Source organism: Oceanibium sediminis (genome assembly GCF_003265325.1).
Taxonomy (GTDB): domain Bacteria; phylum Pseudomonadota; class Alphaproteobacteria; order Rhodobacterales; family Rhodobacteraceae; genus Halovulum; species Halovulum sediminis.
This window is the reverse complement of the sequence record NZ_QGNX01000001.1, coordinates 438,660-464,946: the sequence shown is the minus strand read 5'-3', so window position 1 is coordinate 464,946 and position 26,287 is coordinate 438,660. Positions and strand designations below refer to the sequence as shown.

Sequence of the window (26,287 nt, the reverse complement as noted above, 5' to 3'; positions counted from 1 at the left end):
GATGTGAGACATGGCTATCGAGTATCAGAACATCTTCACCCAAGTGCAGGTCGCCGGGCCGCCGGAAATGGGCATGGAGGTCGAAAAGGGCTGGAATTCAGACCGCGTCGGACGGCCCGGCTTCTCCAAGCTGGCGGGCTGGTTCGGCAACGCGCAGCTCGGCCCGATCCACCTTGGCTTCTTCGGTGTCATCAGCCTTGTGGCGGGCGCGCTGTGGTTCTTCATCGTGGGGCTGAACTTCTGGATCCAGGTGGACTTCAATCCCGCCCGCTTCCTGAAGGAACTGTTCTACCTCAGCCTTGATCCGCCAACCGAGGAATACGGCCTTGGGATGGCCCCGCTGATGGAGGGGGGCTGGTGGGTCATCTCGTCCTTCTTCCTGCTGGTCGCGGTGCTGTCCTGGTGGGTGCGCAGCTATTCCCGCGCCCGCGCGCTGGGCATGGGGTACCACGTGTGCTGGGCCTTCGCCTCGGCGATCTGGCTGTTCCTGGTGCTGGGGCTGATCCGGCCCCTGATGATGGGCAGCTGGGCGGAAGCGGTGCCTTACGGGATCTTCCCGCACCTGGATTGGACGAACAACTTCTCGCTGACCTACGGGAACCTGTTCTACAACCCGTTCCACGCGCTTTCGATCGTGTTCCTCTACGGCTCGACCCTGCTGTTCGCGATGCACGGGGCGACGATCTTGGCCGTGACCCGGCTGGGCGGCGACCGGGAGGTGGAACAGATCGTGGATCGCGGCACCGCCTCCGAGCGGGCGGGCCTGTTCTGGCGCTGGACCATGGGCTTCAACGCCACGATGGAGGGTATCCATCGCTGGGCCTGGTGGTTCGCTGTGCTCTGCACGCTGACCGGGGGTATCGGGATCCTGCTGACCGGAACGGTCGTGGACAACTGGTACGACTGGGCAGTCGATCATGGCTACGGGCCGGTCTATTCCGACGATATCGAATTGCCCGGCATCAACGGCTGAGGGCAGCCCTGAACGAATAAACCCGCGCCGGGCCTTGCTGCTCGGCGCGGGTTTTCTTTGCCTGGCAAACGGCGGTGCGCGCAGCCGATGTCGGAGCCTCCGGCGGGGATATTTGAAAACCAAGGATGGCCCGACTCCGGCAGAGCCTTCCCGGCGCGCGTAGAAAGGCGCTTTCCATCCTTGGTTTCCAAGTATCCCCGCCGGAGGCAAGAAATCCCAGCGCCGCGGCAGAAAGGGCGCAGGCGCGGGGTGTTCTGCGGCGCGTCAGCAGCGCAGGGCCTTCAGCATCACGTCCACGTTCGCGGGGTCCGCGTCCGGCGTGATCCCGTGGCCGAGGTTGAAGATGTAGGGCCCGTCGGCGAAGGCGGCGGCGGTTTCCTTGACGCTGCGCACCAGCGCGTCGCCCCCCGTGACCAGCAACATCGGGTCGAGGTTGCCTTGCACGCAGGTCAGCGGTTGCAGGTTCTTCGCCGCCCAGGCCGGGTCGACGCTGGTGTCGATGCCGCAGGCGGCGACGCCGGTCGCCTCGACAAACGGTATGACCTTTTCCCCGGCCTGACGCGGGAAGCCGATCACCGGCACATGGGGGTGCACGGCGTGGATCCGCTCGATGATCTTGCGGGCGGGCTGGACTGCATATTTGTCGAACACCGCGCCGGGCAGGGCGCCGGCCCAGCTGTCGAACAGCTTTACGACCTCGGCCCCGGCTTCGATCTGGGCGATCAGGTATTCGGCGGTGGCGTCGGAGATCTTGTCCATCAGGCGATCAAAGGTGCCTGTATCGCCATACATCAGCTTGCGCGCGGGCCCCTGGTCCTTGGTGCCGCGCCCGGCGATCATGTAGGTGGCCACGGTCCAGGGCGCGCCGGCAAAGCCGATCAGCGTGGTTTCCTGGGGCAGGGCGCGGGACAGGATGCGCACGGTTTCATAGACCGGGGCCAGGGTCTCGTGGATATCCTCAATGGGCTTGAGCTTCGCGTAATCCTCGGCCGAGGTGATGGTGGACAGGCGCGGCCCTTCGCCTTCGACGAACCACAGGTCGGCCCCCAGCGCCTGGGGTACCAGGAGGATGTCGGCAAACAGGATCGAGGCGTCGAAGCCGTAGCGCCGGATCGGTTGCAGCGTCACTTCCGCCGCCAGCTCGGGGTTGTAGCAGAGTTCCAGGAACGACCCCGCCTGTGCGCGTGTCGCCCGATACTCCGGTAGGTAGCGCCCGGCCTGGCGCATCATCCATACCGGGGGCACCGGGAGGCTTTCCCCCGCAAGGGCGCGCATCAGGGTTTTTTCGCTGGTCTGCATTGCCGGATCGCCTTTCTCTTGTGTCAGGCGAACCCTACAGAGGGCCTTGCCCATTTGAAAGCCGATATGCCGATTGCGCCCCTATATCCGGCGGGTTAGGTTCCGCTCATGACCAAGCAACTGCCTTCCCCCGATACTCCGTTGCGGATCGGCACCCGCGGTTCCCCGCTGGCGCTGGCGCAGGCGCATGAAACCCGCGCGCGGCTGATGGCCGCCCATGGCCTGCCCGAGGCGGCGTTCGAGGTCGTGGTCATCAAGACCACCGGCGACAAGGTGCTGGACCGCCCCCTGGGCGAGATCGGCGGCAAGGGCCTGTTCACCAAGGAAATCGAGGATGCGATGCTGGCGGGCGATATCGACATCGCCGTCCACTCGATGAAGGACATGCCCGTCGACCAGCCCGAGGGGCTGATGCTGGACTGCTACCTGAAGCGGGAGGACGTGCGCGATGCCTTCGTTTCGCTGAAGTGGGCCTCTCTGGCCGAGGTGCCAGAGGGCGCGGTCGTGGGCACCTCAAGCCTGCGGCGGCGCGCACAGCTGAAGCATGGCCGCCCGGACCTGCACGTGGTGGAATTCCGCGGCAACGTTCAGACGCGGCTGCGCAAGCTGGCGGACGAGGTGGCGGGCGCGACTTTCCTGGCCATGGCGGGGCTGACCCGGCTGGGCATGCTGGACGAGGTTCCCCACGCCCCGATCGAAACCACGGACATGCTGCCCGCCGTCGCGCAGGGCGCGATCGGGATCGAGCGGCGCGTGACGGATGAGCACACGGGTGAGTTGCTGGCCGCGATCCATCACCATGAAACGGGCCTGCGCCTGGCGGCGGAGCGCGCCTTCCTGCGCGGGCTGGACGGGTCCTGCCAGACGCCCATCGGCGGGCTGGCGGTGCTGGCTGACGGCCAGTTGCACCTGCGCGGGGAAATCGTGCGCCCCGACGGTAGCGAAAGCCTGACCTGCGCGATGGAGGGCAGCGCCAGCGACGGGGCCGCCATGGGCGCCGCCGCCGCCGAGGAGTTGCGCGGCCGCGCCGGCCCCGGTTTCTTTGAGATGTGAGCCGACTGTGGTAGCCTTGTCCTGCCCGTAACGGGCGGGGGACAAGGCATGACGCGTGTCTATGAAACCGACAACCCGAATTTTGCCGATGTCGTGGTGGATGTCGTCAGCAGTCCGGTCATGGCGGATCTTCTGGTGTATCGCCGCGATGATGCCCGCTCGGAGGCGCATGACGAAACCGTCTGGACCTTCGTCAACACCCGCGAGAACGCCCATCTGATCGTCTATTTCGCCCCGAAGACCTTGCGCGCGGCGCATCTGAAGATCTGCTACGTCAACAGCCGCATGGCGGCGGGGTGGACCCGGCGGCACAAGCTGAAGGGAAAGCTGAAGGGGCTGGGGCGGCACGCGTTCCACACCTGACGCCGCGATTGCGGGCCTGGGTCAGGCGGGCGCGCCGAAGATCTGTTCCGCGTGCTCGGCCATGTAGATCCTGAGCCACGGCGTGAAGCGCGACGGGTCGTCGGCGATCTGGCGGTTCAGCTCTTCCAGCGTGATCCACTGCATGTCCATCACCTCGTCCGGGTTCGGGGTCAGCGCCGGGCGGCCCTCGGCGGTGAACAGGCTGACGACCTCGTGCTCGATCAGCCCGCCGCCCACGTCGGCGCGGTATTCCACCGTGTCGCGCGGGGTGACGGTGATGCCGGTGATGCCCAACTCCTCCTCCAGCCGTCGCAGGGCCGTCGCCTCTGTATCCTCGCCCCAGTGGGGGTGGGTGCAGCAGGCGTTCGCCCAGAGTCCCGGCGTGTGGTATTTACCAAGGGCCCGGCGTTGCAGCAGCGTGTGCTGCCCGTCCATGATGAAGACGGAAATCGCCAGGTGGCGCAGGCCGCGCTTGTGCACCTCCAGCTTGTCGACAGGGGTCAGTTCCCCTTCGACCCAGGCGGGGATGCGCGTGCTCATGACGCGGGGATCAGCCGGGTCAGGTGGCCGATGTTCTTTGCCATGATGCGCAGGTGGGCCATGGGGCGCGCGCGGACCAGTTTCTTGTTCATGTAAGCCTCGAATGTCAGGCGCTGCACGTCGATGTCCCGGCAGAGGGTGACGAACCGCTCGCGCCGGTCGTCGGACTTGTACCAGGTGTCCTGCATCATGCGCAGCACGCGGAAGACCATTTTGTGTTCTTTCATGAAGAAGCGGCGCGCAAGCTGCAAGTCCTTCGCCCGGCCCGAGGCAAGGCAGGCCGAGGCGGCCATGGCGGCAAAGCGTCCGCCGACCATGGCGTAGTAGATCCCTTCGCCCGAGGAGGGGGCGACGACGCCCGCGGCATCGCCCGCCAGCACCACGTCGCGCCCGTTGTCCCAGCGGTCCAGCGGTTTCAGCGGGATCGGCGCGCCTTCGCGGCGGATCGTCTCGCACCCCTCAAGGCCGGAGGCGATGCGCAGGTCGGCGGTTGCCTTCTTGACGTCCACCCCCTTGATGCCCGAGCCCATGCCGACGCTGGCCTGCGCCCCGTGGGGGAACACCCAGCCGTAGAAATCGGGAGAGATCCGCCCGTCGTAGATCACGTCGCAGCGGGTGGGGTCATACTCGGCATGCTTGGCCTGGGGCGCGGCGATGATCTCGTGATAGGCGATGACGTAGGGAATGGTGTCCCCGCCCGGCACCTCGGCGCGGGCCACGTCCGAGCGCGCGCCGTCGGCCCCGATGATGAGGCGGGTGGTCAGCGGCACGGCCTCGGTTTCGCCACGGGGGCGGTACCAGAGCGTGGTCTGGTCGCCGTCGCGGGTGATCTTCACGAAGGTGCCGGTCAGGCGGATGGCCCCGGCGTCGCTGGCGCGGCTGCGCAGGAACTCGTCGAAATGCTCACGGTCGACCATGCCGACGAAGCCGTTCTCGATCGTGATGTCCACCTTCTGCAAGCTGGGCGAGATCATCCGCGCGGTGCCGATCCGCGCCACGATCTGGCTTTCGGGAATGTCGAAGTCCCGGATCAGGCGCGGCGGGATCGCACCGCCGCAGGGCTTGATCCGTCCGGCGCGGTCCAGCATCGCCACCTTGTGGCCCGAGCGGGCTAGGTCTTCGGCCGCCGTGGCGCCCGAGGGGCCGCCCCCGACAACGATCACGTCATAGTCCATGCGTCACTCTCCCGGCATCAGCGCCGGGGCGCGGGGCGCCTGGCGTATGGTGATTTTAAGGGCAAGGGCGGCGGAGATGATGAACACCCCGCCCTCGGTGATGAAGACGGCGCCATAGGCGGCGGCGTCCGACGCCATGGCGGCGCGGGCGATGTCCACGGCCACTGTGCCAAGGAACGCCCCGAGGCCGAAGGCGATGGCCTGGGCCGCGCCGAAGACGCCCATGCGCACGCCTTCCTGCGGGCCGTTCCCGTCGGAGGCGAGGCCCATCATCGCGCCGACCGCCGCCACCGCGAACGACCCGTTCGCCAGCCCCAGAACGAAGACATTCGCCTTCACCGGCCAGCTTGCGGCCATCTGCCCGCCAAGGCCGAGCGCGATCAGCGCCGCGCCGGAGACGAGGCAGCCGCCCACGATCCAGCCGCGCGTCGGCACATGGACGAAGCGCCTGAGCCACGTGGCCGAGATCAGCACCGCGATCATGCCCAGCAGCGCCCCCTGGTGCAGGGTCGCGCCAAGGGCGGTGCTTTCCCCCGGCGTCATGGCGAAGACGTGCCCGGCATAGGGTTCCAGGATCAGGTCCTGCGCGTTGTAGGCGAACATCGCGGCAAAGACGAAAATGGTGAAGCGGCGCGCGGTGGGATCGGCCCAGACCTCGGTCAGGACGGTGCGGAACTGCGCGGAGGAGGGGGCTTTGGTGGCCTCTGCCCCACGCTCGATCCCCAGGATGCCCAGCAGCGCCAGCAAGACCGCCGCGCCGCAGACGATGGCGGTGATGACGAACAGGCGCTCGGGGGAATAGGGGTCCAGCGTCAGCCCGACGCTGCCGCCGGTGATGGCCAGCCCCGCGATCATCATGATCCAGACGGCGGAACCGGCGGCGGCCTTGCGCTCGGGCGCGACGCGCGCGGCGAGCAGCGCCAGCAGGTTGGTGCCCGCCGCACCGATGCCAAGGCCGATCAGCAGGAAGGCGGGGATCGCGGCCAGCACGCCCAGCGTGCCATGTTCCGCCATCAGCGCGACCGATGACGTCGCCCCCATCCCCCCGGCGGCCAGTGCCAGTACACCGCCGATGATCCAGGGTGTGCGCCGCGCGCCCCGGTCCGCGCCATGGCCGAAATGGGGCCGCAGGAACTGCGTGCCGTAGTAGATCGCGAACAGCATCCCGGCCAGCGTCGCCGGGAAGGCCAGCTCGACCACCATCACGCGGTTCAGCGTGGTGGTGGTCAGCACCAGCACCGCGCCCAGCGCCATCTGCACCAGCCCGAGGCGCAGGATCGAGAACCAGCTGAGATACGTCATGCCATCCCCCCGAGCGCGAAGGCGGACGCCAGCATCCCCAGCACGTAGAGCATCACGCCCGTGGCGTTGTACCAGGGCGCAAGCCCCTTCGGGTCGCGCAGCAGGCGCAGCATGGCCGCCCCCTGTGCGGCCAGCAGCAGCGCCACGATCCCGGCGTGCCAAGGCGCACCCCAGCTTGCAAGCAGGGCGATCACGATGATCTGCGGTGCGGCCATGATCGCGCAGGCCAGCCGTGCGGCGCGGGCCGGGCCAAGCGTGACGGGCAGCGAGCGGACGCCGGTTTGCGCGTCCCCCTCCAGCGCCTTGAAGTCGTTCAGGGTCATGATCCCATGCGCGCCTATGGCGTAAAGCAACGCGATCACGACGATCTCCCAGCGCGGGGCACCTGCGCTCATCACCGCCGCGCCAGTGAACCAGGGCAGCCCCTCGTAACAGAGGCCGACCAGCCCCGGCCCCCACCAGCCCGATTTCTTCAGGCGCACGGGTTCCGCCGAATAGGCCCAGGCGCAAAGCACGGCGACCAGCGTCGCGCCCCAGCCCCAGGGGCCGAGCGGCAGCGCGATCAGCAGGGCGAAAAGGCTCATCCCAAGGGCGATCCACAGGCCCCAGCGGCCCGGCATCCGGCCCGAGGGGATCGGGCGGTCGGGCTCGTTTATCGCGTCGACGTGGCGGTCGCACCAGTCGTTGGCGGCCTGGCTCATCCCGCAGACGACGGGACCGGCCAGCACCACGCCGAGGGCGAACGCGCCGAAGCGGTCGGTTATGGGCACGCCGGAGGAGACGACGCCGCACATGTAGGCCCACATCGGCGGGAACCAGGTGACGGGCTTCAGAAGCTCCAGCACCACCCTGGGGTGAGGGCGGGCATTGAGTCGTATATCGTGGCTGACACTCATAGTGTCAATTAAACACGACACTTCGGGCTTTGGGAAGGGGAAAGCCGCCCCCTGCGCCGGTTCGCCGGGCGGCGGTGGGGGCGTTCCCCGCGGTGCTGGCAATCCCGGAGGAAGGGGGAGCGCCAGACCGCTTCGGGGTCTTACTTGTCGCCAGCCTGCCGGTTGTCGGCCGCGGGGGTGTTCGCGGAATTGCCGCGCCCGGCGCCCAGCGTCTTGGCCGGGGCAACGGTCTCAAGGAAAACGTCGGTGCCGGGCTGTTCGGAACGACCCTGGTCGTGGCCCTTGGCGAGCGCGCCGCTGGCGGCGATGGTCAGGGCAAGTACTGCGGCAGTGATACGTGTTGTGCGTGTCATTTTGCATCCTTTCATCGGGGCCGCGACATGCGGCCCTGAGTAAAGACACGGGGACCGGCGGCAGAAAGTTTCACCTGCCGTCAATAAACCAAACTATTCGGAGGGTCAGGACGCGTCGACGTCGCTGTCGATCAGGCCGAAGCGGCGCAGCTTCACGTAAAGCGACTGGCGCGACAGGCCCAGCATTTCCGCCGCCGCGGCGCGGTTGTTGTTGGTCAGGCGCAGCGCGGTTTCGATGCACAGCTTTTCCACCACGTCCGTGGTGGAGCGTACCAGTTCCTTCAGCGGGGTGGAGCCGACCAGGTCGATCACGTGTTCCACCGCCTCCGTCGTCATGGCAGAGCCGGACTGGCGCGAGGCTTCCAGCCGGGTGACGTCGCGGATCACGAAGCCGAAGCCCGGCGGGCGCTGGTCGGGCAGGTAGGTGGTGGAGATTTCCACCGGCACCTGCTGGCCGAACTGGCTGCGCACCGAGGTGGCATAGATCGACAGCCGGCCCGTGCGTTCCGCGTTCGCGGTCATGACGTCCAGGTCTACAGACGGACGGCCAAGGAAGTCCGCAAGGCTCTGGTCGCGCAGCTGCTCGGCGACCGCGATGCTGGTCAGCGCCTGGAACGCCGCGTTCGAGCGCAGGATCGTGCCCGACTTGTCGGTGAACACGATCGCATCCCCGGCGCGCTGGTAAAGATCCATCAGCGCATCGCCGATCGGGTGGCCTTCCTCGGACCCGCTGTCCTGCGAGCGCAGGCGGCACAGCAAAAGCGTGTCCGAGACGGAGCGGAACAGCAGCACGTCGATCCAGACGAGTCGCCCGTCGGGTTTCAGATGCACGCTGGCCGAGGTTTCCCCGCCCTTCGTGCGGATCGTGTCGAGCGCGTCCTTCAGGCCCGCGACAGAGCGCGGCTCCACAAGCCCGGTGAAGCTGCGGTTCGTCAGGTCAGACGCTTCCCGGTCCAGCAGGTGCGTGGCGGCGGAGTTCGCATCGAGGATCTTCGAGGTTTCCGCGGACAGGATCATCAGCGCGTCGGTCCCCGTCTCGAACAGCACGCGGTAGCGGCTTTCGGCCTGGCGGATACGCTCGTAATCCTGCTCGATCGTCATCTGCGCCTGGATCAGGCGCTGTTGCAGGGCCGAAAGCTCACGCTTGTCGCGGCCGAGCAGGATGATCTGGCCTTCCTCGTCCGCGATCGCGGCATAGCTGACGGGCAGGTCGCCGATGCGGTCCGCCTCATGGTTCAGCTGGCGCCAGCGCGGCGCGTCGCCCCGGCGCGCGCCCTCCACCATGGCGGCGAACTTGCCGTGGCTTTCGACGGTCAGCGAGTCCTGGAACGGCATCCCCACCAGCTGGTCGAGGTCGTCGGAGTCAAGCGTGTCCACCCCGCGGTGCAGGCCGATCACCCGAAGATCCGGCGAAAGGACAACCGCGAAATCCGAGGAATTGGCCACCATTGCACGGATAAGCTCCGGGGCGATGGCGGCAAAGCCGTCCTTGTGGGGTTTGAAGAAGCCTGACTTGTTCACGCGTTATGCCTAGCGTTGTTGAGGTTAGTATTTCGTGTATGCGCTGTGTTCAGCATTCGTCACTGAGCCTCAAGCTGAAAATGATGCGCCAGCGTTTCCACGGGGAGTTTGTTTCGTTCCAGGGCCAGGTCCGCGCCCAGCCGCGCGCCCAGGTCCGGGTCGTCCTGGACAAGCCAGCCGCCGATCACGACACGGGCGTCCGGAAGCATCTTGCGCGCCGCCCCGATGGAGCGGCTCAGCGCGGGAATCCTGCGCGCCCCGGCAATGGTGAAGCCTATGATATCAAACCTTTGTTGCGTGCAGGCCGCCGCCATCGCGGCCGGCTCGCCGGAAAGGTCCAGCCGCACCAGCCAGCCGTGGCGGCGCATCTCCTGCGCGACGAGCCGCAGGCCGAGGACGTGATCCTCGCCCGGGGTGCGCACCAGCAGCACGCGCAACGCGTTCGGGCGGGACAGGATGCCGCGGGGCGGCGGGCCCATCACCACGCGGGCCACGTCCATCAGGTGGCCCATCGCCTCGGTCACCTGCGCGAAATTCAGCCGGTCCTCTTCCCAGGCGACGCCCAGCACATCCGCGGCGCCGGCGACGACGCTGCCCAGAAGGCGGCGTTCCCCGATTCCGTGTTCGACCAGTTGCCCGGCATAGCGCACCGCGTTCTGCGATGTTTCGCCGAGCAATTCGTTGGCCAGTTGCACGGCGGCGATGCGGTTGATCTGTTCGGACTCGCGGCAAGGGGTGGAAACGTCGGGCCCCTGCAGCCGCGACAGCGCCTGCTCTGCCAGCACATCCGGCAAAGAAAAGCCTGAAGGGTCTGAGCCTGACCGGCGGGCGATCAGCTCCAGCAACGACATGTTCCGCTCCTCGCGTTTGGGCCCTTGTCCGGCCCACAGGTGGCGCGGGAAATCCGGGCCGTCCTGACACTGGGATCAGCAGACCACAGATAGGGGCGCGATGTCAAATTGATATGACACCCCGAAACCCCACCCAGAACGGGGGTTCCGGGGGTTTATCGCGCTGAAATGGCATCGCGAATCGGGGCGATCAAATAAATATCAACAGGAAAGCTGTCAGATTTTCTAGATGTAAGTTTAAGTTGACAATCGGGGTGCCTCGCTTACCCTGTCTGTACCAACCGGGACTGAATTTTGGCGAGGGAGCGGCGAATTTAAGCCGTAAAAGGTAGATAAAACAATGCTTTACACCTCGGCTCAACGGGCAAGGCGCGATGCGACAATTTGGACAATGGTGCAGGGGATTCTCGCACCGGTTCAGTTCGTCGTTTTCCTTGTCAGCCTGGTGCTGGTGGTGCGATTCCTTGCCACCGGGGACGGATACGGGGCGGCTACCGCCTCGATCCTGCTCAAGACGCTGCTGCTTTACACGATCATGGTGACCGGCGCGATCTGGGAAAAGGTCGTCTTCGGGCGCTACCTGTTTGCCCCCGCCTTCTTCTGGGAGGACGTGGTCTCCATGGGGGTGATCGCGCTGCACACCGCCTATCTTTACGCGCTGTACTCGGGTGCGCCCGCGGGGGGGCAGATGGGCCTGGCGCTGGCGGCCTACGGGATCTACGTGCTGAACGCGGCGCAGTTCCTTCTGAAGCTGCGCGCCGCCCGGCTGGAATCCGCGCCCGCCGCCCATGAGGTGGCCGCATGAACGACCTGACCCCCATCGTGGGCGGCTGCGCCGACACGCCCGTCCTCAAGCAGCGCGGCCAGCGCGAGGTGTTCTGCGGGCTGACCGGCATCGTCTGGCTGCACCGCAAGATGCAGGACGCCTTCTTCCTGGTCGTCGGCTCGCGCACCTGCGCGCACCTGCTGCAATCGGCGGCCGGGGTGATGATCTTCGCCGAGCCGCGCTTCGGCACCGCGATCATGGAGGAAGTGGACCTCGCCGGGCTGGCCGACGCAAACGAAGAGCTGGACCGCGAGGTCGCGCGCCTGCTGGCCCGCCGCCCGGACATCAAGCAGCTGTTCCTCGTCGGGTCCTGCCCGTCCGAGGTGATCAAGCTGGACCTGTCCCGCGCCGCCGAGCGTCTGACCGACCAGCACGGGCCGCAGGTGCAGGTGGTGAACTACTCCGGCTCCGGCATCGAGACGACGTTTACCCAAGGAGAGGACGCCTGCCTCGCCGCGCTGGTCCCGACGCTGGAGCGCACCGAAGCGCCGCAGCTGATGATGGTCGGCAGCCTGCCCGACGTGGTTGAGGACCAGTTCGTGCGCCTGTTCGCCGAGATGGGCGTGACCCTTGCCACGCTGCCCGCCCGCACCCGCGCCGCTGCGCCGAAAGTGGGGCCGAACACCAAGGTGCTGCTGGCGCAGCCCTTCCTGGGCGAAACGCTGGAGGCGCTGCAACGCACCGGGGCCGAACATATCGCCGCGCCCTTTCCCTTCGGGGCGGAAGGCACCGCGACCTGGCTGCGCACCGCCGCCGCCGCGATGGGCGTCGATCCTGCGCTGGTGGAGGACGTGATCCGCGCCCCCAAGGCCCGCGCCGAGGCCGCCGTTGCCCGTGTCGCCGAAACCCTGCGCGACAAGTCAATCTTCTTCTTTCCCGACAGCCAGCTTGAAATCCCGCTGGCGCGTTTCCTCGTAACCGAATGCGGCATGACCGCGGTGGAGGTGGGCACCCCCTACCTGCACAAGGGGCTTGTCGGCGGGGAACTGGCGCTGATCCCCGAGGGGGCGGTGATCTCGGAAGGGCAGGACGTGGACCTGCAGCTCGACCGCGCCCGCGCGGCGCGCGCCGACCTGACGGTCTGCGGCCTCGGCCTCGCCAATCCGTTGGAGGCGGAGGGGCTCAGCACCAAATGGGCGATCGAGCTGGTCTTCTCTCCCATCCACGGGTTCGAGCAGGCCGCCGACCTGGCCGAGCTGTTCGCCCGCCCGCTGCGCCGCCGCGCGATGATCCGCGCCATGCACTCGGCGGTGGCCCCATGAAGCTGAGCGTCTGGACATACGAAGGCCCGCCCCACGTCGGCGCGATGCGCGTCGCCACCGGCATGACCGGGCTGCACTACGTGCTGCACGCGCCGCAGGGCGATACCTACGCCGACCTTCTGTTCACCATGATCGAGCGGCGCAACCATCGCCCGCCCGTGACCTACACCACCTTCCAGGCGCGCGACCTCGGGTCCGACACCGCCGAGCTGTTCCAGCAGACCTGCCGTGACGCCTATGACCGCTTCAAGCCGCAGGCGATGATCGTCGGCGCATCCTGCACGGCCGAGTTGATCCAGGACGACCCCGGCGGCCTGGCCGAGACGATGGGCCTGCCGATCCCCGTGATCCCGCTGGAATTGCCCAGCTACCAGCGGAAGGAAAACTGGGGCGCGTCCGAAACGTTGTTCCAGCTTGTGCGCCACCTGGCCAAGCCCTGCACGCCGAACGAGGGGCTGACCTGCAACATCCTGGGCGCGACGGCGCTGGGCTTCCGCCACCGCGACGACGTGGCGGAGGTGACGAAGCTTCTGGCGGGCCTTGGTATCGGCGTCAACGTGGCCGCACCGCTGGGGGCCTCGCCTTCGGATCTGACCCGTTTGGCGGCGGCGGATTTCAACGTGATGCTCTACCCCGAAATCGCCGAACCCGCCTGCCGCTGGCTGGAACGGGAATTCGGCCAGAAATACACCCGCACCGTGCCCATGGGCGTTGGCGCGACCCGCGACTTCGTGGCCGAGGTGGCGGAGATCACCGGCATGGACCCAGGCACGCGCGCGGATGAATCCGGGCTGCGGCTGCCCTGGTGGTCCGCCTCGGTCGACAGCACCTACCTGACGGGCAAGCGCATCTTCGTCTATGGCGACGGCTCCCACGCGGTGGCCGCCGCCCGCGTCGCGCGCGACGAGATGGGGTTCGAGGTGGTGGGCCTTGGCTGCTACAACCGCGAGTTCGCGCGCGACGTGCGCACGGCGGCGAAGGACTACGGCGTGGAGCCGCTTATCACCGATGACTACCTCGAGGTGGAAACCGCCATCGCCGCCGCCCAGCCCGAGCTGATCCTCGGCACCCAGATGGAGCGGCACATCGGCAAGCGCCTGGGCATTCCCTGCGCCGTGATCTCCGCCCCCGTGCACGTGCAGGACTTCCCCGCGCGCTATTCCCCGGTGATGGGTCACGAAGGCGCGAACGTGCTGTTCGACACCTGGGTGCATCCGCTGGTCATGGGGCTTGAGGAACACCTGCTGCACATGTTCCGCGAGGATTTCGAGTTCCACGACGCGGCCGGCCCTTCGCACCTCGGCGGGCATGGTGCGCAAGCGGAGGCGCAGCCGACGGCGGACGCGGCGGGCTCGATGCCCGGCGGGGACGCGGCCCCTTCGTCCGACGATATCCCATGGGAGCAGGAGGCCGAGCGCGAACTGCGCAAGATCCCCTTCTTCGTGCGCGGCAAGGCGCGGCGCAACACCGAGAGCTTCGCTGAAGCCAAGGGCCTCAGCCGGATCAGCCTCGACACCTTGTACGAGGCGAAGGCGCATTATGCTCGATAGTGTCGGCAAAACCCCGCTGGTGCGCCCGCTGAACGTCGTCATCCTGACGCTGGACAGCCATCTGGCCGGCCCCGCCGAGCGCGCCGAAGCGGCGCTGGCCCAAAAGATCCCCGGCCTGTCGCTGAGCGTTCATGCCGCCGCCGAATGGGGCGAGAACCCCGATGCGCTGGAGGCGGCGAAGGACGCGATCGCGAACGGTGACATCATCCTTGTCACGCTGCTGTTCCTCGATGAGCATATCCGCGCGATCCTGCCCAGCCTCGAAGCGCGGCGCGAGGATTGCGACGCGCTGATCGGCTGTATCGCCGGTTCGGAAATCGTGCGCCTGACGCGCATGGGCGGGCTGGACATGAGTCAGCCTGCCTCCGGCGCGATGGCGCTGTTGAAGAAGCTGCGCGGCTCGAAGAAACCCTCGGGCGCGTCGGGTGCGAAGCAGATGAAGATGCTGCGCCGCCTGCCGCGCATCCTGCGGTTCATCCCCGGCAAGGCGCAGGACCTGCGCGGGTATTTCCTGACCATGCAATACTGGCTGGGCGGCTCGGACGAGAACATCGTCGCGCTGGTGTCGATGCTGGTGTCGCGCTACGCCACCGGCCCGCGCGCGGTCACCGGCTTGAGCGTCGCGGACCCGGTGGAATACCCCGAAACCGGCCTCTACCATCCCGCGTTGGCGGCGCGCATCACCACTGATCCCGCCGATCTGCCCCGCCCCAAGGGCGCGCGGGGCACGGTTGGGCTGCTGCTGATGCGCTCTTACGTGCTGGCGGGCGATACCGCCCATTACGACGCGGTGATCCGGGGGCTGGAGGCGCAGGGCCTTGCGGTTCTGCCCGCCTTTGCCGCCGGGCTGGACGGGCGGCCGGCGATCGACGCGTTCTTCACCGGCCCGCGTGGGGCGCGGATAGATACGTTGCTCTCGCTCACCGGGTTCAGCCTGGTCGGCGGCCCCGCCTACAACGACAGCACGGCGGCAGAGGAGGCGCTGGCCGCGCTGGACGTTCCTTACGTGTCCGCCCATGCGTTGGAATTCCAGACGCTGGGCCAGTGGCAGGCCAGCGACGGCGGACTTGGCCCGGTGGAGGCGACGATGCTTGTCGCCCTGCCGGAGATCGACGGCGCGACCAACCCCGCCATCTTCGGCGGGCGCATGGGGGCCGGGGGCTGCCAGGGTTGCGCGCACCAGTGCCGGGGCGTGCCCGGCGGCAAATCCATGCAGCCCTGCCCGGAACGGATCGGCGTGCTGGCCGCGCGGGTCGCGAAGCTGGTGCACCTGCACCGCTCCGACGTGGCGCAGCGCAAGGTGGCCGTGGTGCTCTACGGCTTCCCGCCGAACGCGGGGGCGATTGGCACGGCGGCCTACCTCAGCGTGTTCGAAAGCCTGTTCAACACGCTCCATGCCATGGCGGACGAGGGCTACGACCTGACCCCGCCCGACAATGTCGCGGCGCTGCGCGACGCGGTGCTGAAGGGCAACGCCACCACCCACGGGCAGGAAGCGAACGTGCTCACCCGCATTCCCGCCGACGACCTTGTCGCGCGAGAGCCGCACCTGGCCGAGATTGAGGCACAGTGGGGCCCCGCGCCGGGCCGCGCGCAAAGCGATGGCGCGGGCATCTTCGTACTGGGCGCGCAGTTCGGCAACGTGCTGGTCGGCGTGCAACCCGCCTTCGGCTACGAGGGCGACCCGATGCGCCTGCTGTTCGAGAAGGGTTTCGCGCCGACGCACGCGTTTTCCGCCTTCTATCGCTACCTGCGAGAGGACTTTGGCGCCGATGTCGCGCTGCATTTCGGGATGCACGGCGCGCTGGAATTCATGCCCGGCAAGCAGGTCGGCGCGGGCAATGCCTGCTGGCCCGACCGGCTGATCGGGGACATGCCGAACGTCTATCTTTACGCCGCGAACAACCCCTCGGAAGCGTCACTGGCCAAGCGCCGCTCTGGCGCGGTGGTGGTCAGCCACCTGACGCCGCCCCTTGGGCAGGCCGGGCTCTACAAGGGGCTGGTCGAGCTGAAGGCGAGCCTGGAGCGCTGGCGCGCCGGCATCCCCGGCGCGGCGGAGCGGGCCGAGCTGGCCGAGTTGATCCACGCCCAGGCACAGGCGGTGGACCTGGCCCCGAATGGCCCCGGCTGGCGCGACCCGGAGGCGGAGATCGGCCAGCTGTGGAAGAAGATCCTGGAATCCGAAGAGGCGCTGATCCCGAACGGCTTCCACGTCGTCGGCGCGCCGATGCAGCCCGAGGCGATGACCGCGCAACTCAGCGCCATGGCCGGGATGGAGGGTATCACCGACGCCGCGCTGCAGCGCACCGCGCGCCTGCTGGCGGTGGATCACGAAACGCCCGCGCTGCTGCGCGCGCTTTCGGGGCGCTTCATCCGCCCCGTGCCCGGCGGCGACCTGCTGCGCAGCCCCGACATCCTGCCGACGGGGCGCAACATGCATGCCTTCGATCCGTTCCGCATGCCCACCGCCTTTGCCGTGCAGGACGGTGCGCGCCAGGCCGCGAAGCTGTTGGAGCGGCACCAAGCGGACGCGGGCGCGCTGCCGCGCACGGTTGCGATGGTCCTCTGGGGCTCGGACAACATCAAGTCGGACGGAGGGCCGATCGGTCAGGCGCTGGCGCTGCTCGGCGCGGTGCCGCGGTTCGACAGCTTCGGCCGCCTTGCCGGGGCGGAATTGCTGCCGCTGGAGGTGCTGGGCCGCCCGCGCATCGACGTGGTGATGACGCTGTCGGGCATCTTCCGCGATTTGCTGCCCCTGCAGACCCGCCTGCTGGCGGAGGCCGCCTACCTGGCCGCCACCGCCGAGGAGCCGCTGGGCCAGAACTTCGTGCGCGCCCATGCGCTGGCCTATGCCGAGAAGATGGGCGTCGATATCGAAACCGCCGCGCTGCGCGTCTTTTCCAACGCCGAAGGGGCGTATGGTGCGAACGTCAACCAGCTGATCGACAGCGGCGCGTGGACCGAGGAGGACGAGCTGGCCGACGCCTACGAGGCGCGCAAGGGCTTCGCCTATGGCCGGAGCGGCAAGCCCGCGCCGCAGGCCGCGCTGCTGAAGGCGGCGCTGGGGGACGTGGACCTGGCCTACCAGAACCTGGAAAGCGTCGAGCTGGGCGTGACTACGGTGGATCACTACTTCGACACGCTGGGCGGCGTGGGCCGCGCGGTGAAACGCGCGAAGGGCGCAGCGCCCTCGGTCTATATCGGGGACCAGACGCGGGGCGACGGCAAGGTTCGCACCCTGACCGAACAGGTCGCGCTGGAAACCCGCACCCGCGCGCTCAACCCGCGCTTCTTCGAGCCGCTGCTGCAGCATGGCCACGAGGGCGTGCGCGCGATCGAGGCGCATGTGACCAACACCATGGGCTGGTCCGCCACCACCGGGCAGGTGGAGTCCTGGGTCTACCAGCGCATCACCGAGACCTTCGTTCTGGACGAGGCCATGCGCCGCCGCCTGGCGGAGCTTAACCCCGCTGCCTCCACCCGGATGGCGAACCGTCTGCTGGAAGCGCACGAGCGCGCCTACTGGGCGCCCGACGACGCGACGCTGGAAGCGCTGCGCCGCGGTGCGGAGGAACTGGAAGACCGGCTGGAGGGTGTGCCCCTGCCGGACATGGCCGCCGAATGAGCGTCCGTCGACAGACAGGTGCGTGTGGCCGCCGCCGGAGCCTCCGGCGGGGATATTTGGAAACCGAGGATGGCGGGTTTCGCGCTGTCCGGGGCGGACGCTCCGCCCGATACAGGAAGGGAGGCTCGCATGAGCCCGAGAGATGACATTCCGAACCTGAAGGGCGAGGACGGCGACGGTTCCGTCCAGGTGCATCAGGACATGTCGATCAAGATCGACGGGGCGAAGGTCTTTGCCGTCTACGGCAAGGGCGGGATCGGCAAGTCGACCACCAGTTCGAACCTGTCGGTGGCGTTTTCCAAGCTGGGGCACCGGGTGTTGCAGATCGGCTGTGATCCCAAGCACGACAGCACCTTCACCCTGACCAAGAAGCTGATGCCCACGGTGATCGACGTGCTGAAGGACGTGGATTTCCACGCCGAGGAGCTGCGCCCGGAGGACTTCGTCTACGAGGGTTACAACGGCGTCAAATGCGTCGAGGCGGGCGGCCCGCCCGCGGGCACGGGCTGTGGCGGCTACGTGGTGGGCCAGACCGTGAAGCTGCTGAAGCAGCATCACATGCTGGAGGATACCGACGTCGTGATCTTCGACGTGCTGGGCGACGTGGTTTGCGGCGGCTTCGCCGCGCCCTTGCAGCATGCGGACCGGGCGTTGATCGTCACGGCCAATGACTTCGACAGCATCTATGCGATGAACCGGATCATCGCCGCCGTGCAGGCCAAGGCGAAGAATTACAACGTGCGGTTGGCGGGCTGCGTCGCCAACCGCTCGAAGGATACGGATGAGGTGGACCGCTATTGCAACACGGTGGGGTTCCGTCGCCTGGCGCATCTGCCGGACCTGGATGCGATCCGCCGTTCCCGCCTGAAGAAGTCGACCCTGTTCGAGATGGGCGACGACGAGGAAACGGTGATGGTGCAGAAGGAATACATGCGCCTGGCCGAGACGCTGTACGCGGGGATCGACCCGATCGCCCCAGCGCCGCTTGAGGATCGCGAGATCTTTGAACTGCTGGGGTTCGATTGATGTCCCAGACCTACGATCATACGCGCGGCAAGTTGGAGGCCTATTTCGACGGCACCGCGAACGAGGCGTGGACGCGGATGATGTCCGACGCGCCGGTCAGCCGCATCCGCGCCACGGTGCGCGCGGGGCGGGACCGGATGCGCGCCGAGTTGCTGGCCCGCCTGCCCGAGGACCTGAGCGGCGCGCGCGTGCTGGATGCGGGTTGCGGCGCGGGACAGCTGAGCCTTGAGTTGGCCGCGCGCGGGGCTGATGTGCTGGGGGCCGACATCTCGCCCAAGTTGCTGGCGCTGGCGGAGTCCCGCGTGCCCGTGGCGTTGGCGCCGCGCGTGGAATTCCGGGCCGGGGACATGCTGAACCCCGCCCTCGGGCATTTCGACTACGTCGTCGCGATGGACAGCCTGATCCATTACCGCGCCGCCGATATCGCCGGGGCGCTGGCGCGGCTGTCGGGCCGCGCGGCCCATGGCGTCGTCTTCACCGTTGCGCCGCTGACGGTGCTGCTGAAGGGGATGCACCTGGCGGGCAAGCTGTTCCCGAAAAGCGACCGTTCGCCCGCGATCCAGCCAGTCAGCGCGCGCGGCCTTGGCCGGGCGATGGCCCGTGAGCCGGCGCTGGCGGGCTGGGCCCTGACCCCCGGCGCGCGGGTCAGCACGGGCTTTTACATCAGCCGAGCGATGGAGGTCGTGCCGAGATGAGCAAGGAACGCCACCCCCTGACCAGGTTCACGCTGGAGATGCTGCCCTTCGCGGATGCCGCCAGCGAGGGGCTGCCGATGAAGCGCCTGCTGCGCCTCAGCCTGTTTCAGGTCTCGGTGGGGATGGCGACGGTGCTGCTGCTGGGCACGCTGAACCGGGTGATGATCGTGGAACTCAGCGTTCCGGCGATGCTGGTGGCGATCATGATCGCGCTTCCCGTCCTTGTCGCGCCGTTCCGCGCGCTGCTGGGCTTCCGCTCGGACACGCACAAATCGGCGATCGGGTGGAAGCGGGTGCCCTACCTGTGGTTCGGCTCGCTCTACCAGTTCGGGGGGCTGGCGATCATGCCGTTCGCGCTGATCCTGCTGTCGGGGGACCAGACCCATGGCCCCGGCTGGGCGGGAGAGGTGATCGCCGCAATTGCCTTCCTGATGACGGGCCTTGGACTGCACATGACGCAGACCGCCGGGCTGGCGCTGGCCAGCGACCAGGCGACGGACGAAACCCGGCCGCGCGTCGTGGCGCTGCTGTACGTGATGTTCCTGGCGGGGATGGCGGTTTCCGCGATCCTGTTCGGGCTGCTGCTGGCGGACTTTTCCAAGTTGCGGCTGATCCAGGTGATCCAGGGCTCGGCCGTGGTGACGCTGGTGCTGAACCTGGTGGCGCTGTGGAAGCAGGAAAAGATGGCCCCGATGAGCCGGGCCGAACGCGCCGAGGGGCGCCCCGCCTTCCGGGACGCCTGGGGCGATCTGATGGCGGGCGGGCAGGCGGGGCGGCTGTTGCTGGTCGTCGCCCTGGGCACCTGCGCATTTTCCATGCAGGACGTGCTGCTGGAGCCCTACGGCGGCGAGATCCTGGGCCTGAGCGTGTCCGCCACCACGTTGCTGACCGCGCTTTGGGCGCTGGGCGCGCTGGCGGGGTTCATGATGTCCGGGCGCTGGCTGAGCGCGGGGAAAGACCCCGCACGTCTGGCGGCAACGGGGGCGATGGTGGGGATTGTCGCTTTCTCCTCGGTGGTTTTCTCGGCCCCGATGCAGGCCCCGGTGCTGTACTTCGCGGGCGCGACGGGGATTGGCTTTGGCGCGGGGCTGTTCGGTGTCGCGACGCTGATCTACGCCATGGCGATGCCCAAGTTCGGCACCGCGGGTGCGGGGCTGGCGCTGGGCGCCTGGGGCGCAGCGCAGGCCACGGCGGCGGGCGTTGGCATCGCGCTGGGCGGCGTGATCCGCGACGCGGTGGGCGCTTACGCCGCCACCGGCGCGCTGGGGCCGGGGCTGAGCGCGCCGCATATCGGATACACCATGGTCTATCACATCGAGATCGGCCTGCTTTTCGCAACTCTCATCGCAATTGGGCCGCTTGTCCGCACCGGGCGCGTGCCGAAACCGAATCCGCAGGGGGCCAAGCTCGGGCTCGCGGAATTCCCGTCCTGATCCGCAAAGGAGGACCTCATCATGAGCGAACCATTCTTCGGCAACTTCGACCTTGCCCAACTGGCGTTGTACCTGTTCTGGGCCTTCTTCGCCGGGCTGATCGTCTATCTTCAGCGGGAAAACATGCGCGAGGGCTACCCGCTGGAAAACGAGGATGGCACCCCCGCCCCGAACCAGGGCCTGTTCCCGGTGCCCGACAAGAAGAAGACCTTTCACCTGCCCCATGGCCGCGGCGACGTGACGGTGCCCGATGACCGGATCGAAAAGCGCGAGATCGCGCTGGAGAAATCCATGGTGTCCGAAGGGTATCCGCTGGAGCCGACGGGCGACCCGATGGCCGATGGCGTAGGACCCGCCTCCTGGGCGGAACGCCAGGATTGGCCGGAACTTGACGGCCACGGCCACGCCAAGATCGTGCCGATGGCCAGCGCGGCCGAGTACAGCCATTCGGCGGGGCGCGATCCCCGCGGCATGCCGGTACTGGATCGCAACGGCGACACGGTCGGCACGGTGACGGACATGTGGATCGACAAGCCCGAACTGATGGTGCGCTACCTTCAGATGGACCTGGCGGACGGGGGCGGCAGCCGCCTGATCCCGATCACCATGTCGCGCATCACCAAGTCCGGCGTGAAGGTGCGCAACCTGACCGCGCCGTTCTTCGCCCGCGTGCCGACAACCAAGTCGGCGGGCGAGATCACCCTGCTTGAGGAAGAAAAGATCATGGCGTTCTACGCCGGGGGCCAGCTTTACGCGGGCTGACCGGCTGAACGCCTTCGGGGAAAGAGAGAGAGACCGATGGCACATGACGATTTCGCGGTGGAGCCGATCCACGGACTGGAAAAGAAACTGCCCGAGGATGAGCGGATCCTCTGGCAGGGGCGGCCCGGCACGCTGGACCTTGCGGTCGCGTCGATGGGCTTGCGCGGGGTGCTGATCTATTTCGGTATCCTCGCCACCTGGCGCGGGCTGGCCCTTGGGCTGGACGGCGGTGCGATGGCCGGTCTGGGCGCGGTTCTGTGGTACGTGCTGGCGGGCGCTGCGGCGGCGGGGGTGATCCTGCTGCTGGCCCGCGTGCTGGCGCGCACCACCGTCTATACCATCACCAGCGCGCGGGTCGTGATGCGGATCGGCGCGGCGCTGACTGTCAACCTCAACCTGCCCTACAAGTGGATCGCCTCTGCCGATATGGCGGAGGCGAAGAACGGCTCGGGCTCGATCCACCTGACGCTGAAGGGGGACACGCGGATTTCCTACCTGGTGCTCTGGCCCCACGTGCGGCCCTGGCACATCCGCGTGCCGCAACCCTCCCTTCGGGCCATCCCGAACGTGCGCGACGTCGCCGGTATCCTTGGCCGCGCGGCCGAGGCGCGGGTGGGCGAGATCACCCATGAAGCGGCGCAGGACTACGCGCCAGTCGCAGCGGAATAGGGGGCAGGCATGGAAAACGTCGCCCGCCCCGCCCACAGCCGCCCCGCCCCGCGCATCCGGGTTTCGGATCACGAGCAGATGATCCCCAAGATCCTGCTGCGCGCCATGGCCGGACTTGTCATCGCGGTGACCGCGCTGGTCGCCTTCGCGGTGCTCAGCGACCGCCCGCACGAGGCGGCCGTTCACACCGCGCCGGTGGCGAAAACCATGCAGATCAATATTCAAAAAGACGGCGACGGGGCCATCCTCGTTACCGACATGAACGGCGGGCTGCTGGGCTCCAGCGCCCGCGACAAGGCCGGCTTCATCGCCGTCGTGCACAGTGCGCTGGCCTATGAACGCAAGATGCACGGCATCGACTCCGAAGACCCCGTGACGCTCATCCGCTTTGCCGACGGCCGCATTGGCCTGAGGGATGACGCCACGGGCTGGAAGATCCACCTGAACGGATTCGGTCAGGACAACACCCGCGCCTGGACGGCCATACTGGCCGACTGAGCGCGGGGGACAGGAACAGGAGAGAGAGAAATGGGATTGTTCACCCGCGAAACGGAGGAGGCCCCCTGCACGGTCGAGGTCTCGCACAAGTTCGAAAGCCTGCACGCGCACCTGCGCCTCAACAACGGCGCGGTGATCCACCCCGGTGACGAGGTGCTGGTCCACGGCGCGCCGGTCATGGCCCCCTATGGCGAGGTGGTGACGGAGGATCGCACCGCCACCATCACCCGCGCCAGCGCGGTCGAACGGGCCTGGACCCGGCTGACCGGCGACCTGGAGTTCATGGAGCTGTGCGAATTCTCCTTCTCCGAAGAGGTGCTGTCATGAACGTCCAGGCAAAACATTCCGCCGACGCCAGCACCGTGGAAGAGGCGCTGGCCGCCCCGAATAACAACCGCGTCATCGACAGCGAAAGCGCGACCGAAGTGGCGATGCAGAACACCCTGCTGACACCGCGTTTCTACACCACCGACTTCGACGAGATGGACGCCATCGACGTCACCCCCGTGCGCGAGGACTGGGACAAGCTGATCGCGCAGATGAAGGCGGACCCCAACAAGGGCCATTTCAAGAAGAACGAGGACTGGGACCACATCGACTGGGAGGGGATGGAACCGAAGCTGAAGGCGGAGTTCATCGACTTCCTGATTTCCAGCTGCACGGCGGAATTTTCGGGCTGCGTGCTCTACAAGGAAATGAAGCGCCGCGGCAACAACGAGGATATCACGACGCTGTTCCAGCTGATGGCGCGGGACGAGGCGCGCCACGCCGGGTTCATCAACGACGCCCTGCGCGAGGCGGGGATCGCCGTGAACCTGGGCTTTCTGACGCAGAAGAAGAAGTACACCTACTTCCGCCCGAAGTTCATCTATTACGCCACCTACCTGTCGGAAAAGATCGGCTATGCGCGCTACATCACCATCTATCGCCACCTGGAGGCGCACCCCGAGCACCGCTTTCACCCGATCTTCAAGTGGTTCCGCGAATGGTGCAACGACGAGTTCAGCCACGGCGAGGCGTTCGCCCTGCTGATGAAGACCGACCCCAAGCTGACGGCGGGGCGCAACAAGCTGTGGATCAAGTTCTTCCTTACAGCGGTCTATTCCACGATGTACGTGCGCGACCACCAGCGCCCGGAGTTCCACAAGGCGCTGGGCGTGGACCCGGACTGGTACGGGCAGGAGGTGTTCCGCAAGACCTCGGAAATCTCGAAACAGGTGTTCCCGCTGACGCTGGACATCGATCACCCGCGCTGGATGCCGGGGCTGAAGCGGCTGCAAAAGGCGAACGCGGATCTGGCGGCGGCGAAGAAACGCGGCGGCCTCGGGGCCCGCGCGGCGCGGATCGGCGCGAGTGCGCGGGCGGCGGCGGCGTTCCTGAGCCTCTACAGCATTCCGGCGGTGCGCCACGACGTGCCGCTGACCACCAGGCTGGAGCCGGCGTATTGAGCCGCTTGTCTTCATATTCCAGGGGGCGGCGCCTGTTGTGGGCGTCGATGCCTCCGGCGGGGATATTTGAAGACTTTGGAAGGGGGGGCGGCCCGCGATGACCTGGGCGGCGGCGCTTTACGCGGTGTTCTTCTGGTGGTTTTCCACCGGGGCGATCCTGTTCGTCGTCAGCCGCGCCGAGCGCGAGGGGCGCGCGGGCTACGTCAATGCCGTGGTGCTGGCGATCCCGGTGCTGTTCCTCGGTTGCGCGGGGATCGTCGGCTCGCTCGGCGATACCGGGGCGCGGGGGGCCTTCATGGGGTTCACCTCGGCGCTGCTGGTCTGGGGGTGGTTCGAGATGGCCTTCCTGGCCGGGATCATCACCGGGCCGAATGCGCATCCGACGCCCGCCGACACCTCCGCCTGGGAGCGGTTCGTGCGCGCCTGGGGGGCGATCGCCTATTCCGAGATGGCGCTGGTGATGAGCGCGATCCTGATCGGGTTGCTGTCGCTGGGCGCGGCGAACCAGATCGCGCTGTGGACCTTCCTGGTGCTGTTCTTCGCGCGGATCTTTGCCAAGCTGAACCTGTATTTCGGCGTGCCCAACATCAACACGGAGTTCCTGCCCGGCCCGGTGCGTCACCTGACCACGCATTTCCGGCGCGCGCCGATGAACGGGTTCTTCCCCGTCGCGGTCACCATGCTGACGCTGGCGCTGGCCTGCTGGATCGAGCGCGCGATCGCCATGCCGGCGGGCTCGGGGACGGAAATCGGGTTCGTCCTGCTGGCCGCCCTGACCGCTCTGGCGTTGTTCGAACATTGGGTTATGGTATTGCCGCTGCCGGATGCGGCTTTGTGGCGCTGGCTCTTGCCCTCGTCTGAAACGGATAAATATGCCAATAAGACCGCCGAGACGGCCCGGACTGGAGGATCCTGAGATGGATTTCGATGCGCTTTTCAATGAACAGCTCGACGCATTGCGGGCTGAGGGGAACTACCGTGTGTTCGCGGACCTGGAACGCTATCGCGGGGCTTTTCCGAAAGCGGCGAATCACGCGGGTGGGGCTGAGCGGGACGTGACAGTCTGGTGTTCGAACGACTACCTGTGCATGGGCCAGCACCCTGCCGTGCTGCAGGCGATGCACGACGCGCTGGAGAAATCCGGGGCCGGGGCCGGGGGCACGCGCAACATTTCGGGCACCAACCATCACCACGTGATGCTGGAGCGTGAGCTCTCCGACCTGCATGGCAAGGAGGACGCGCTGCTGTTCACCTCGGGCTACGTGTCGAACTGGGCGTCGCTGTCGACGCTGGGCAGCCGGTTGCCGAACGCGGTGATCCTGTCGGATGCGCTGAACCACGCCAGCATGATCGAGGGCATCCGCCACGCGAAGTGCGCGCGCAAGATCTGGAAGCACAACGACGTCGAGGACCTGCGCCGCCAGCTGGAGGCCTGCGATCCCGACGCCACCAAGATCATCGCCTTCGAGAGCGTCTATTCCATGGATGGCGACATCGCGCCGATCAAGGAAATCTGCGACGTGGCCGACGAGTTCGGCGCCATGACTTACCTCGACGAAGTGCACGCCGTTGGCATGTACGGCCCGCGCGGTGGCGGCGTGGCCGAGCGCGAGGGGCTGATGGACCGCATCACCCTGATCGAGGGGACGCTGGGCAAGGCCTTCGGCGTGATGGGCGGCTATATCACCGGCTCTGCCGCCCTGGTGGATTTCATCCGCTCGTTCTCGTCCGGGTTCATCTTCACCACCGCATTGCCGCCGGCGGTGGCGGCAGGGGCGCTTGCCTCGATCAAGCACCTCAAGGTGTCGCGGATGGAGCGGGCCCGCCAGAAGCAGCAGGTGACCAAGCTGCGTGCGAAGCTGGACGCCATCGGCATCCCGCATCTGCCCAACCCCAGCCATATCGTGCCGGTGATGGTGAAGGACCCGGTGAAGTGCAAGATGATCTCGGACACGTTGCTGGACCAGTTCGGCATCTACGTGCAGCCGATTAACTACCCCACGGTCCCGAAGGGCACCGAGCGGCTGCGCTTCACCCCCGGACCGGGCCATACGGACGCCGATATCGACGCGCTGGTCGAGGCGCTGCACACGCTCTGGGCGCAATGCGCGCTGAACCGCGCGGTGGCCTGATCCGTCAGGGCGCATCGTGACCGAATATTAATTTT

The 26,287-nt window shown here is 67.4% G+C and carries 25 protein-coding genes; 17 read left to right on the top strand and 8 right to left on the bottom strand.

Going from position 1 to position 26,287, the window contains the following annotated elements:
• Window positions 1-10 precede the first annotated feature (10 nt).
• Window positions 11-973, top strand: coding sequence for a photosynthetic reaction center subunit M (pufM, locus tag DJ029_RS02280; protein ID WP_112320701.1), 963 nt, complete (start codon window positions 11-13; stop codon window positions 971-973).
• Window positions 974-1,237: 264 nt separating this feature from the next.
• Here pufM and hemE read toward each other — a convergent pair whose 3' ends face one another.
• Window positions 1,238-2,272, bottom strand: a complete 1,035-nt coding sequence (hemE, locus tag DJ029_RS02275; RefSeq protein ID WP_112320700.1) for a uroporphyrinogen decarboxylase — start codon at window positions 2,270-2,272, stop codon at window positions 1,238-1,240.
• A 108-nt stretch (window positions 2,273-2,380) separates the two neighbouring features.
• Between hemE and hemC the strand changes: the two genes are divergently transcribed.
• Both hemC and DJ029_RS02265 read left to right on the top strand, forming a co-directional pair.
• On the top strand, window positions 2,381-3,325 hold the full coding sequence (gene hemC / locus DJ029_RS02270) for a hydroxymethylbilane synthase (protein WP_112320699.1): 945 nt from the start codon (window positions 2,381-2,383) through the stop codon (window positions 3,323-3,325).
• A 48-nt stretch (window positions 3,326-3,373) separates the two neighbouring features.
• Window positions 3,374-3,688, top strand: a complete 315-nt coding sequence (locus DJ029_RS02265; RefSeq protein WP_112320698.1) for a 7(1) septoil knot domain-containing protein — start codon at window positions 3,374-3,376, stop codon at window positions 3,686-3,688.
• A gap of 21 nt (window positions 3,689-3,709) precedes the next feature.
• Here the strand turns inward: DJ029_RS02265 and idi are convergent, their stop codons facing one another.
• The 7 genes from idi to DJ029_RS02230 all read right to left on the bottom strand — a co-directional run bounded on the left by idi (window position 3,710) and on the right by DJ029_RS02230 (window position 10,326).
• Window positions 3,710-4,228 carry an isopentenyl-diphosphate Delta-isomerase gene (gene idi / locus DJ029_RS02260; RefSeq protein ID WP_112320697.1) on the bottom strand — a complete coding sequence of 173 codons (519 nt, stop codon included), beginning with the start codon at window positions 4,226-4,228 and terminating at the stop codon, window positions 3,710-3,712.
• Window positions 4,225-5,403, bottom strand: a complete 1,179-nt coding sequence (locus DJ029_RS02255) for a geranylgeranyl diphosphate reductase (RefSeq protein WP_112320696.1) — start codon at window positions 5,401-5,403, stop codon at window positions 4,225-4,227. Before DJ029_RS02255 ends, idi begins: the two co-directional genes overlap by 4 nt.
• 3 nt (window positions 5,404-5,406) lie before the next feature.
• Window positions 5,407-6,705 (bottom strand): BCD family MFS transporter, encoded by a 1,299-nt coding sequence (locus tag DJ029_RS02250; RefSeq protein WP_112320695.1) that lies wholly within the window; start codon window positions 6,703-6,705, stop codon window positions 5,407-5,409.
• Entirely contained in the window at window positions 6,702-7,601 is a 900-nt protein-coding gene (gene chlG, locus DJ029_RS02245; RefSeq protein WP_112320694.1) for a chlorophyll synthase ChlG, read from the bottom strand. The genes DJ029_RS02250 and chlG overlap by 4 nt, the downstream gene beginning before the upstream one ends.
• A gap of 140 nt (window positions 7,602-7,741) precedes the next feature.
• The gene (locus tag DJ029_RS02240) at window positions 7,742-7,954 is read right to left on the bottom strand and encodes a hypothetical protein (RefSeq protein WP_112320693.1); all 213 of its coding nucleotides are present in this window, start codon (window positions 7,952-7,954) and stop codon (window positions 7,742-7,744) included.
• Window positions 7,955-8,059: 105 nt separating this feature from the next.
• On the bottom strand, window positions 8,060-9,475 hold the full coding sequence (gene ppsR, locus DJ029_RS02235; protein ID WP_112320692.1) for a transcriptional regulator PpsR: 1,416 nt from the start codon (window positions 9,473-9,475) through the stop codon (window positions 8,060-8,062).
• Window positions 9,476-9,534: 59 nt separating this feature from the next.
• Entirely contained in the window at window positions 9,535-10,326 is a 792-nt protein-coding gene (locus DJ029_RS02230; protein WP_112320691.1) for a cobalamin B12-binding domain-containing protein, read from the bottom strand.
• A gap of 340 nt (window positions 10,327-10,666) precedes the next feature.
• Between DJ029_RS02230 and bchF the strand changes: the two genes are divergently transcribed.
• The 14 genes from bchF (at window position 10,667) to hemA (ending at window position 26,252) form a co-directional block, all read left to right on the top strand.
• A complete protein-coding gene (gene bchF / locus DJ029_RS02225; RefSeq protein WP_112320690.1) occupies window positions 10,667-11,131 on the top strand; it encodes a 2-vinyl bacteriochlorophyllide hydratase in 465 nt (154 codons plus the stop codon).
• Window positions 11,128-12,414 (top strand): ferredoxin:protochlorophyllide reductase (ATP-dependent) subunit N, encoded by a 1,287-nt coding sequence (locus tag DJ029_RS02220; RefSeq protein ID WP_112320689.1) that lies wholly within the window; start codon window positions 11,128-11,130, stop codon window positions 12,412-12,414. Before bchF ends, DJ029_RS02220 begins: the two co-directional genes overlap by 4 nt.
• A complete protein-coding gene (gene bchB, locus DJ029_RS02215) occupies window positions 12,411-13,964 on the top strand; it encodes a ferredoxin:protochlorophyllide reductase (ATP-dependent) subunit B (RefSeq protein ID WP_112320688.1) in 1,554 nt (517 codons plus the stop codon). Before DJ029_RS02220 ends, bchB begins: the two co-directional genes overlap by 4 nt.
• Complete coding sequence (locus DJ029_RS02210) at window positions 13,954-17,589, top strand: magnesium chelatase subunit H (RefSeq protein WP_112320687.1); 3,636 nt, start codon at window positions 13,954-13,956, stop codon at window positions 17,587-17,589. Before bchB ends, DJ029_RS02210 begins: the two co-directional genes overlap by 11 nt.
• Before the next feature lie 129 nt (window positions 17,590-17,718).
• Window positions 17,719-18,615, top strand: coding sequence for a ferredoxin:protochlorophyllide reductase (ATP-dependent) iron-sulfur ATP-binding protein (gene bchL / locus DJ029_RS02205; RefSeq protein WP_112320686.1), 897 nt, complete (start codon window positions 17,719-17,721; stop codon window positions 18,613-18,615).
• Window positions 18,615-19,310 (top strand): magnesium protoporphyrin IX methyltransferase, encoded by a 696-nt coding sequence (bchM, locus tag DJ029_RS02200; RefSeq protein ID WP_112320685.1) that lies wholly within the window; start codon window positions 18,615-18,617, stop codon window positions 19,308-19,310. The genes bchL and bchM overlap by 1 nt, the downstream gene beginning before the upstream one ends.
• Window positions 19,307-20,743: a PucC family protein gene (locus tag DJ029_RS02195; protein ID WP_112320684.1), complete on the top strand. Its 1,437-nt coding sequence runs from the start codon at window positions 19,307-19,309 to the stop codon at window positions 20,741-20,743. The genes bchM and DJ029_RS02195 overlap by 4 nt, the downstream gene beginning before the upstream one ends.
• A 21-nt stretch (window positions 20,744-20,764) precedes the next feature.
• Complete coding sequence (gene puhA, locus DJ029_RS02190; protein ID WP_112320683.1) at window positions 20,765-21,505, top strand: photosynthetic reaction center subunit H; 741 nt, start codon at window positions 20,765-20,767, stop codon at window positions 21,503-21,505.
• Window positions 21,506-21,541: 36 nt separating this feature from the next.
• Complete coding sequence (gene puhB / locus DJ029_RS02185; protein WP_112320682.1) at window positions 21,542-22,174, top strand: photosynthetic complex putative assembly protein PuhB; 633 nt, start codon at window positions 21,542-21,544, stop codon at window positions 22,172-22,174.
• A 9-nt stretch (window positions 22,175-22,183) separates the two neighbouring features.
• Window positions 22,184-22,672 carry a photosynthetic complex assembly protein PuhC gene (gene puhC / locus DJ029_RS02180; protein WP_112320681.1) on the top strand — a complete coding sequence of 163 codons (489 nt, stop codon included), beginning with the start codon at window positions 22,184-22,186 and terminating at the stop codon, window positions 22,670-22,672.
• 30 nt (window positions 22,673-22,702) lie between these two features.
• Window positions 22,703-22,999: a hypothetical protein gene (locus DJ029_RS02175; protein WP_112320680.1), complete on the top strand. Its 297-nt coding sequence runs from the start codon at window positions 22,703-22,705 to the stop codon at window positions 22,997-22,999.
• The gene (acsF, locus tag DJ029_RS02170) at window positions 22,996-24,120 is read left to right on the top strand and encodes a magnesium-protoporphyrin IX monomethyl ester (oxidative) cyclase (protein ID WP_112320679.1); all 1,125 of its coding nucleotides are present in this window, start codon (window positions 22,996-22,998) and stop codon (window positions 24,118-24,120) included. Before DJ029_RS02175 ends, acsF begins: the two co-directional genes overlap by 4 nt.
• A gap of 97 nt (window positions 24,121-24,217) precedes the next feature.
• Entirely contained in the window at window positions 24,218-25,036 is an 819-nt protein-coding gene (gene puhE / locus DJ029_RS02165; RefSeq protein ID WP_112320678.1) for a putative photosynthetic complex assembly protein PuhE, read from the top strand.
• 1 nt (window position 25,037) lies between these two features.
• Window positions 25,038-26,252 (top strand): 5-aminolevulinate synthase, encoded by a 1,215-nt coding sequence (gene hemA, locus DJ029_RS02160; protein ID WP_112320677.1) that lies wholly within the window; start codon window positions 25,038-25,040, stop codon window positions 26,250-26,252.
• Window positions 26,253-26,287: the final 35 nt, after the last annotated feature.

Bases quoted from the DNA above. Each gene is read 5' to 3' on its own strand.
- pufM (WP_112320701.1), top strand. From the start codon at position 11: ATGGCTATCGAGTATCAGAACATCTTCACCCAAGTGCAGGTCGCCGGG.
- hemE (WP_112320700.1), bottom strand. From the start codon at position 2,272: ATGCAGACCAGCGAAAAAACCCTGATGCGCGCCCTTGCGGGGGAAAGC.
- hemC (WP_112320699.1), top strand. From the start codon at position 2,381: ATGACCAAGCAACTGCCTTCCCCCGATACTCCGTTGCGGATCGGCACC.
- DJ029_RS02265 (WP_112320698.1), top strand. From the start codon at position 3,374: ATGACGCGTGTCTATGAAACCGACAACCCGAATTTTGCCGATGTCGTG.
- idi (WP_112320697.1), bottom strand. From the start codon at position 4,228: ATGAGCACGCGCATCCCCGCCTGGGTCGAAGGGGAACTGACCCCTGTC.
- DJ029_RS02255 (WP_112320696.1), bottom strand. From the start codon at position 5,403: ATGGACTATGACGTGATCGTTGTCGGGGGCGGCCCCTCGGGCGCCACG.
- DJ029_RS02250 (WP_112320695.1), bottom strand. From the start codon at position 6,705: ATGACGTATCTCAGCTGGTTCTCGATCCTGCGCCTCGGGCTGGTGCAG.
- chlG (WP_112320694.1), bottom strand. From the start codon at position 7,601: ATGAGTGTCAGCCACGATATACGACTCAATGCCCGCCCTCACCCCAGG.
- DJ029_RS02240 (WP_112320693.1), bottom strand. From the start codon at position 7,954: ATGACACGCACAACACGTATCACTGCCGCAGTACTTGCCCTGACCATC.
- DJ029_RS02230 (WP_112320691.1), bottom strand. From the start codon at position 10,326: ATGTCGTTGCTGGAGCTGATCGCCCGCCGGTCAGGCTCAGACCCTTCA.
- bchF (WP_112320690.1), top strand. From the start codon at position 10,667: ATGCTTTACACCTCGGCTCAACGGGCAAGGCGCGATGCGACAATTTGG.
- DJ029_RS02220 (WP_112320689.1), top strand. From the start codon at position 11,128: ATGAACGACCTGACCCCCATCGTGGGCGGCTGCGCCGACACGCCCGTC.
- bchB (WP_112320688.1), top strand. From the start codon at position 12,411: ATGAAGCTGAGCGTCTGGACATACGAAGGCCCGCCCCACGTCGGCGCG.
- DJ029_RS02210 (WP_112320687.1), top strand. From the start codon at position 13,954: ATGCTCGATAGTGTCGGCAAAACCCCGCTGGTGCGCCCGCTGAACGTC.
- bchL (WP_112320686.1), top strand. From the start codon at position 17,719: ATGAGCCCGAGAGATGACATTCCGAACCTGAAGGGCGAGGACGGCGAC.
- bchM (WP_112320685.1), top strand. From the start codon at position 18,615: ATGTCCCAGACCTACGATCATACGCGCGGCAAGTTGGAGGCCTATTTC.
- DJ029_RS02195 (WP_112320684.1), top strand. From the start codon at position 19,307: ATGAGCAAGGAACGCCACCCCCTGACCAGGTTCACGCTGGAGATGCTG.
- puhA (WP_112320683.1), top strand. From the start codon at position 20,765: ATGAGCGAACCATTCTTCGGCAACTTCGACCTTGCCCAACTGGCGTTG.
- puhB (WP_112320682.1), top strand. From the start codon at position 21,542: ATGGCACATGACGATTTCGCGGTGGAGCCGATCCACGGACTGGAAAAG.
- puhC (WP_112320681.1), top strand. From the start codon at position 22,184: ATGGAAAACGTCGCCCGCCCCGCCCACAGCCGCCCCGCCCCGCGCATC.
- DJ029_RS02175 (WP_112320680.1), top strand. From the start codon at position 22,703: ATGGGATTGTTCACCCGCGAAACGGAGGAGGCCCCCTGCACGGTCGAG.
- acsF (WP_112320679.1), top strand. From the start codon at position 22,996: ATGAACGTCCAGGCAAAACATTCCGCCGACGCCAGCACCGTGGAAGAG.
- puhE (WP_112320678.1), top strand. From the start codon at position 24,218: ATGACCTGGGCGGCGGCGCTTTACGCGGTGTTCTTCTGGTGGTTTTCC.
- hemA (WP_112320677.1), top strand. From the start codon at position 25,038: ATGGATTTCGATGCGCTTTTCAATGAACAGCTCGACGCATTGCGGGCT.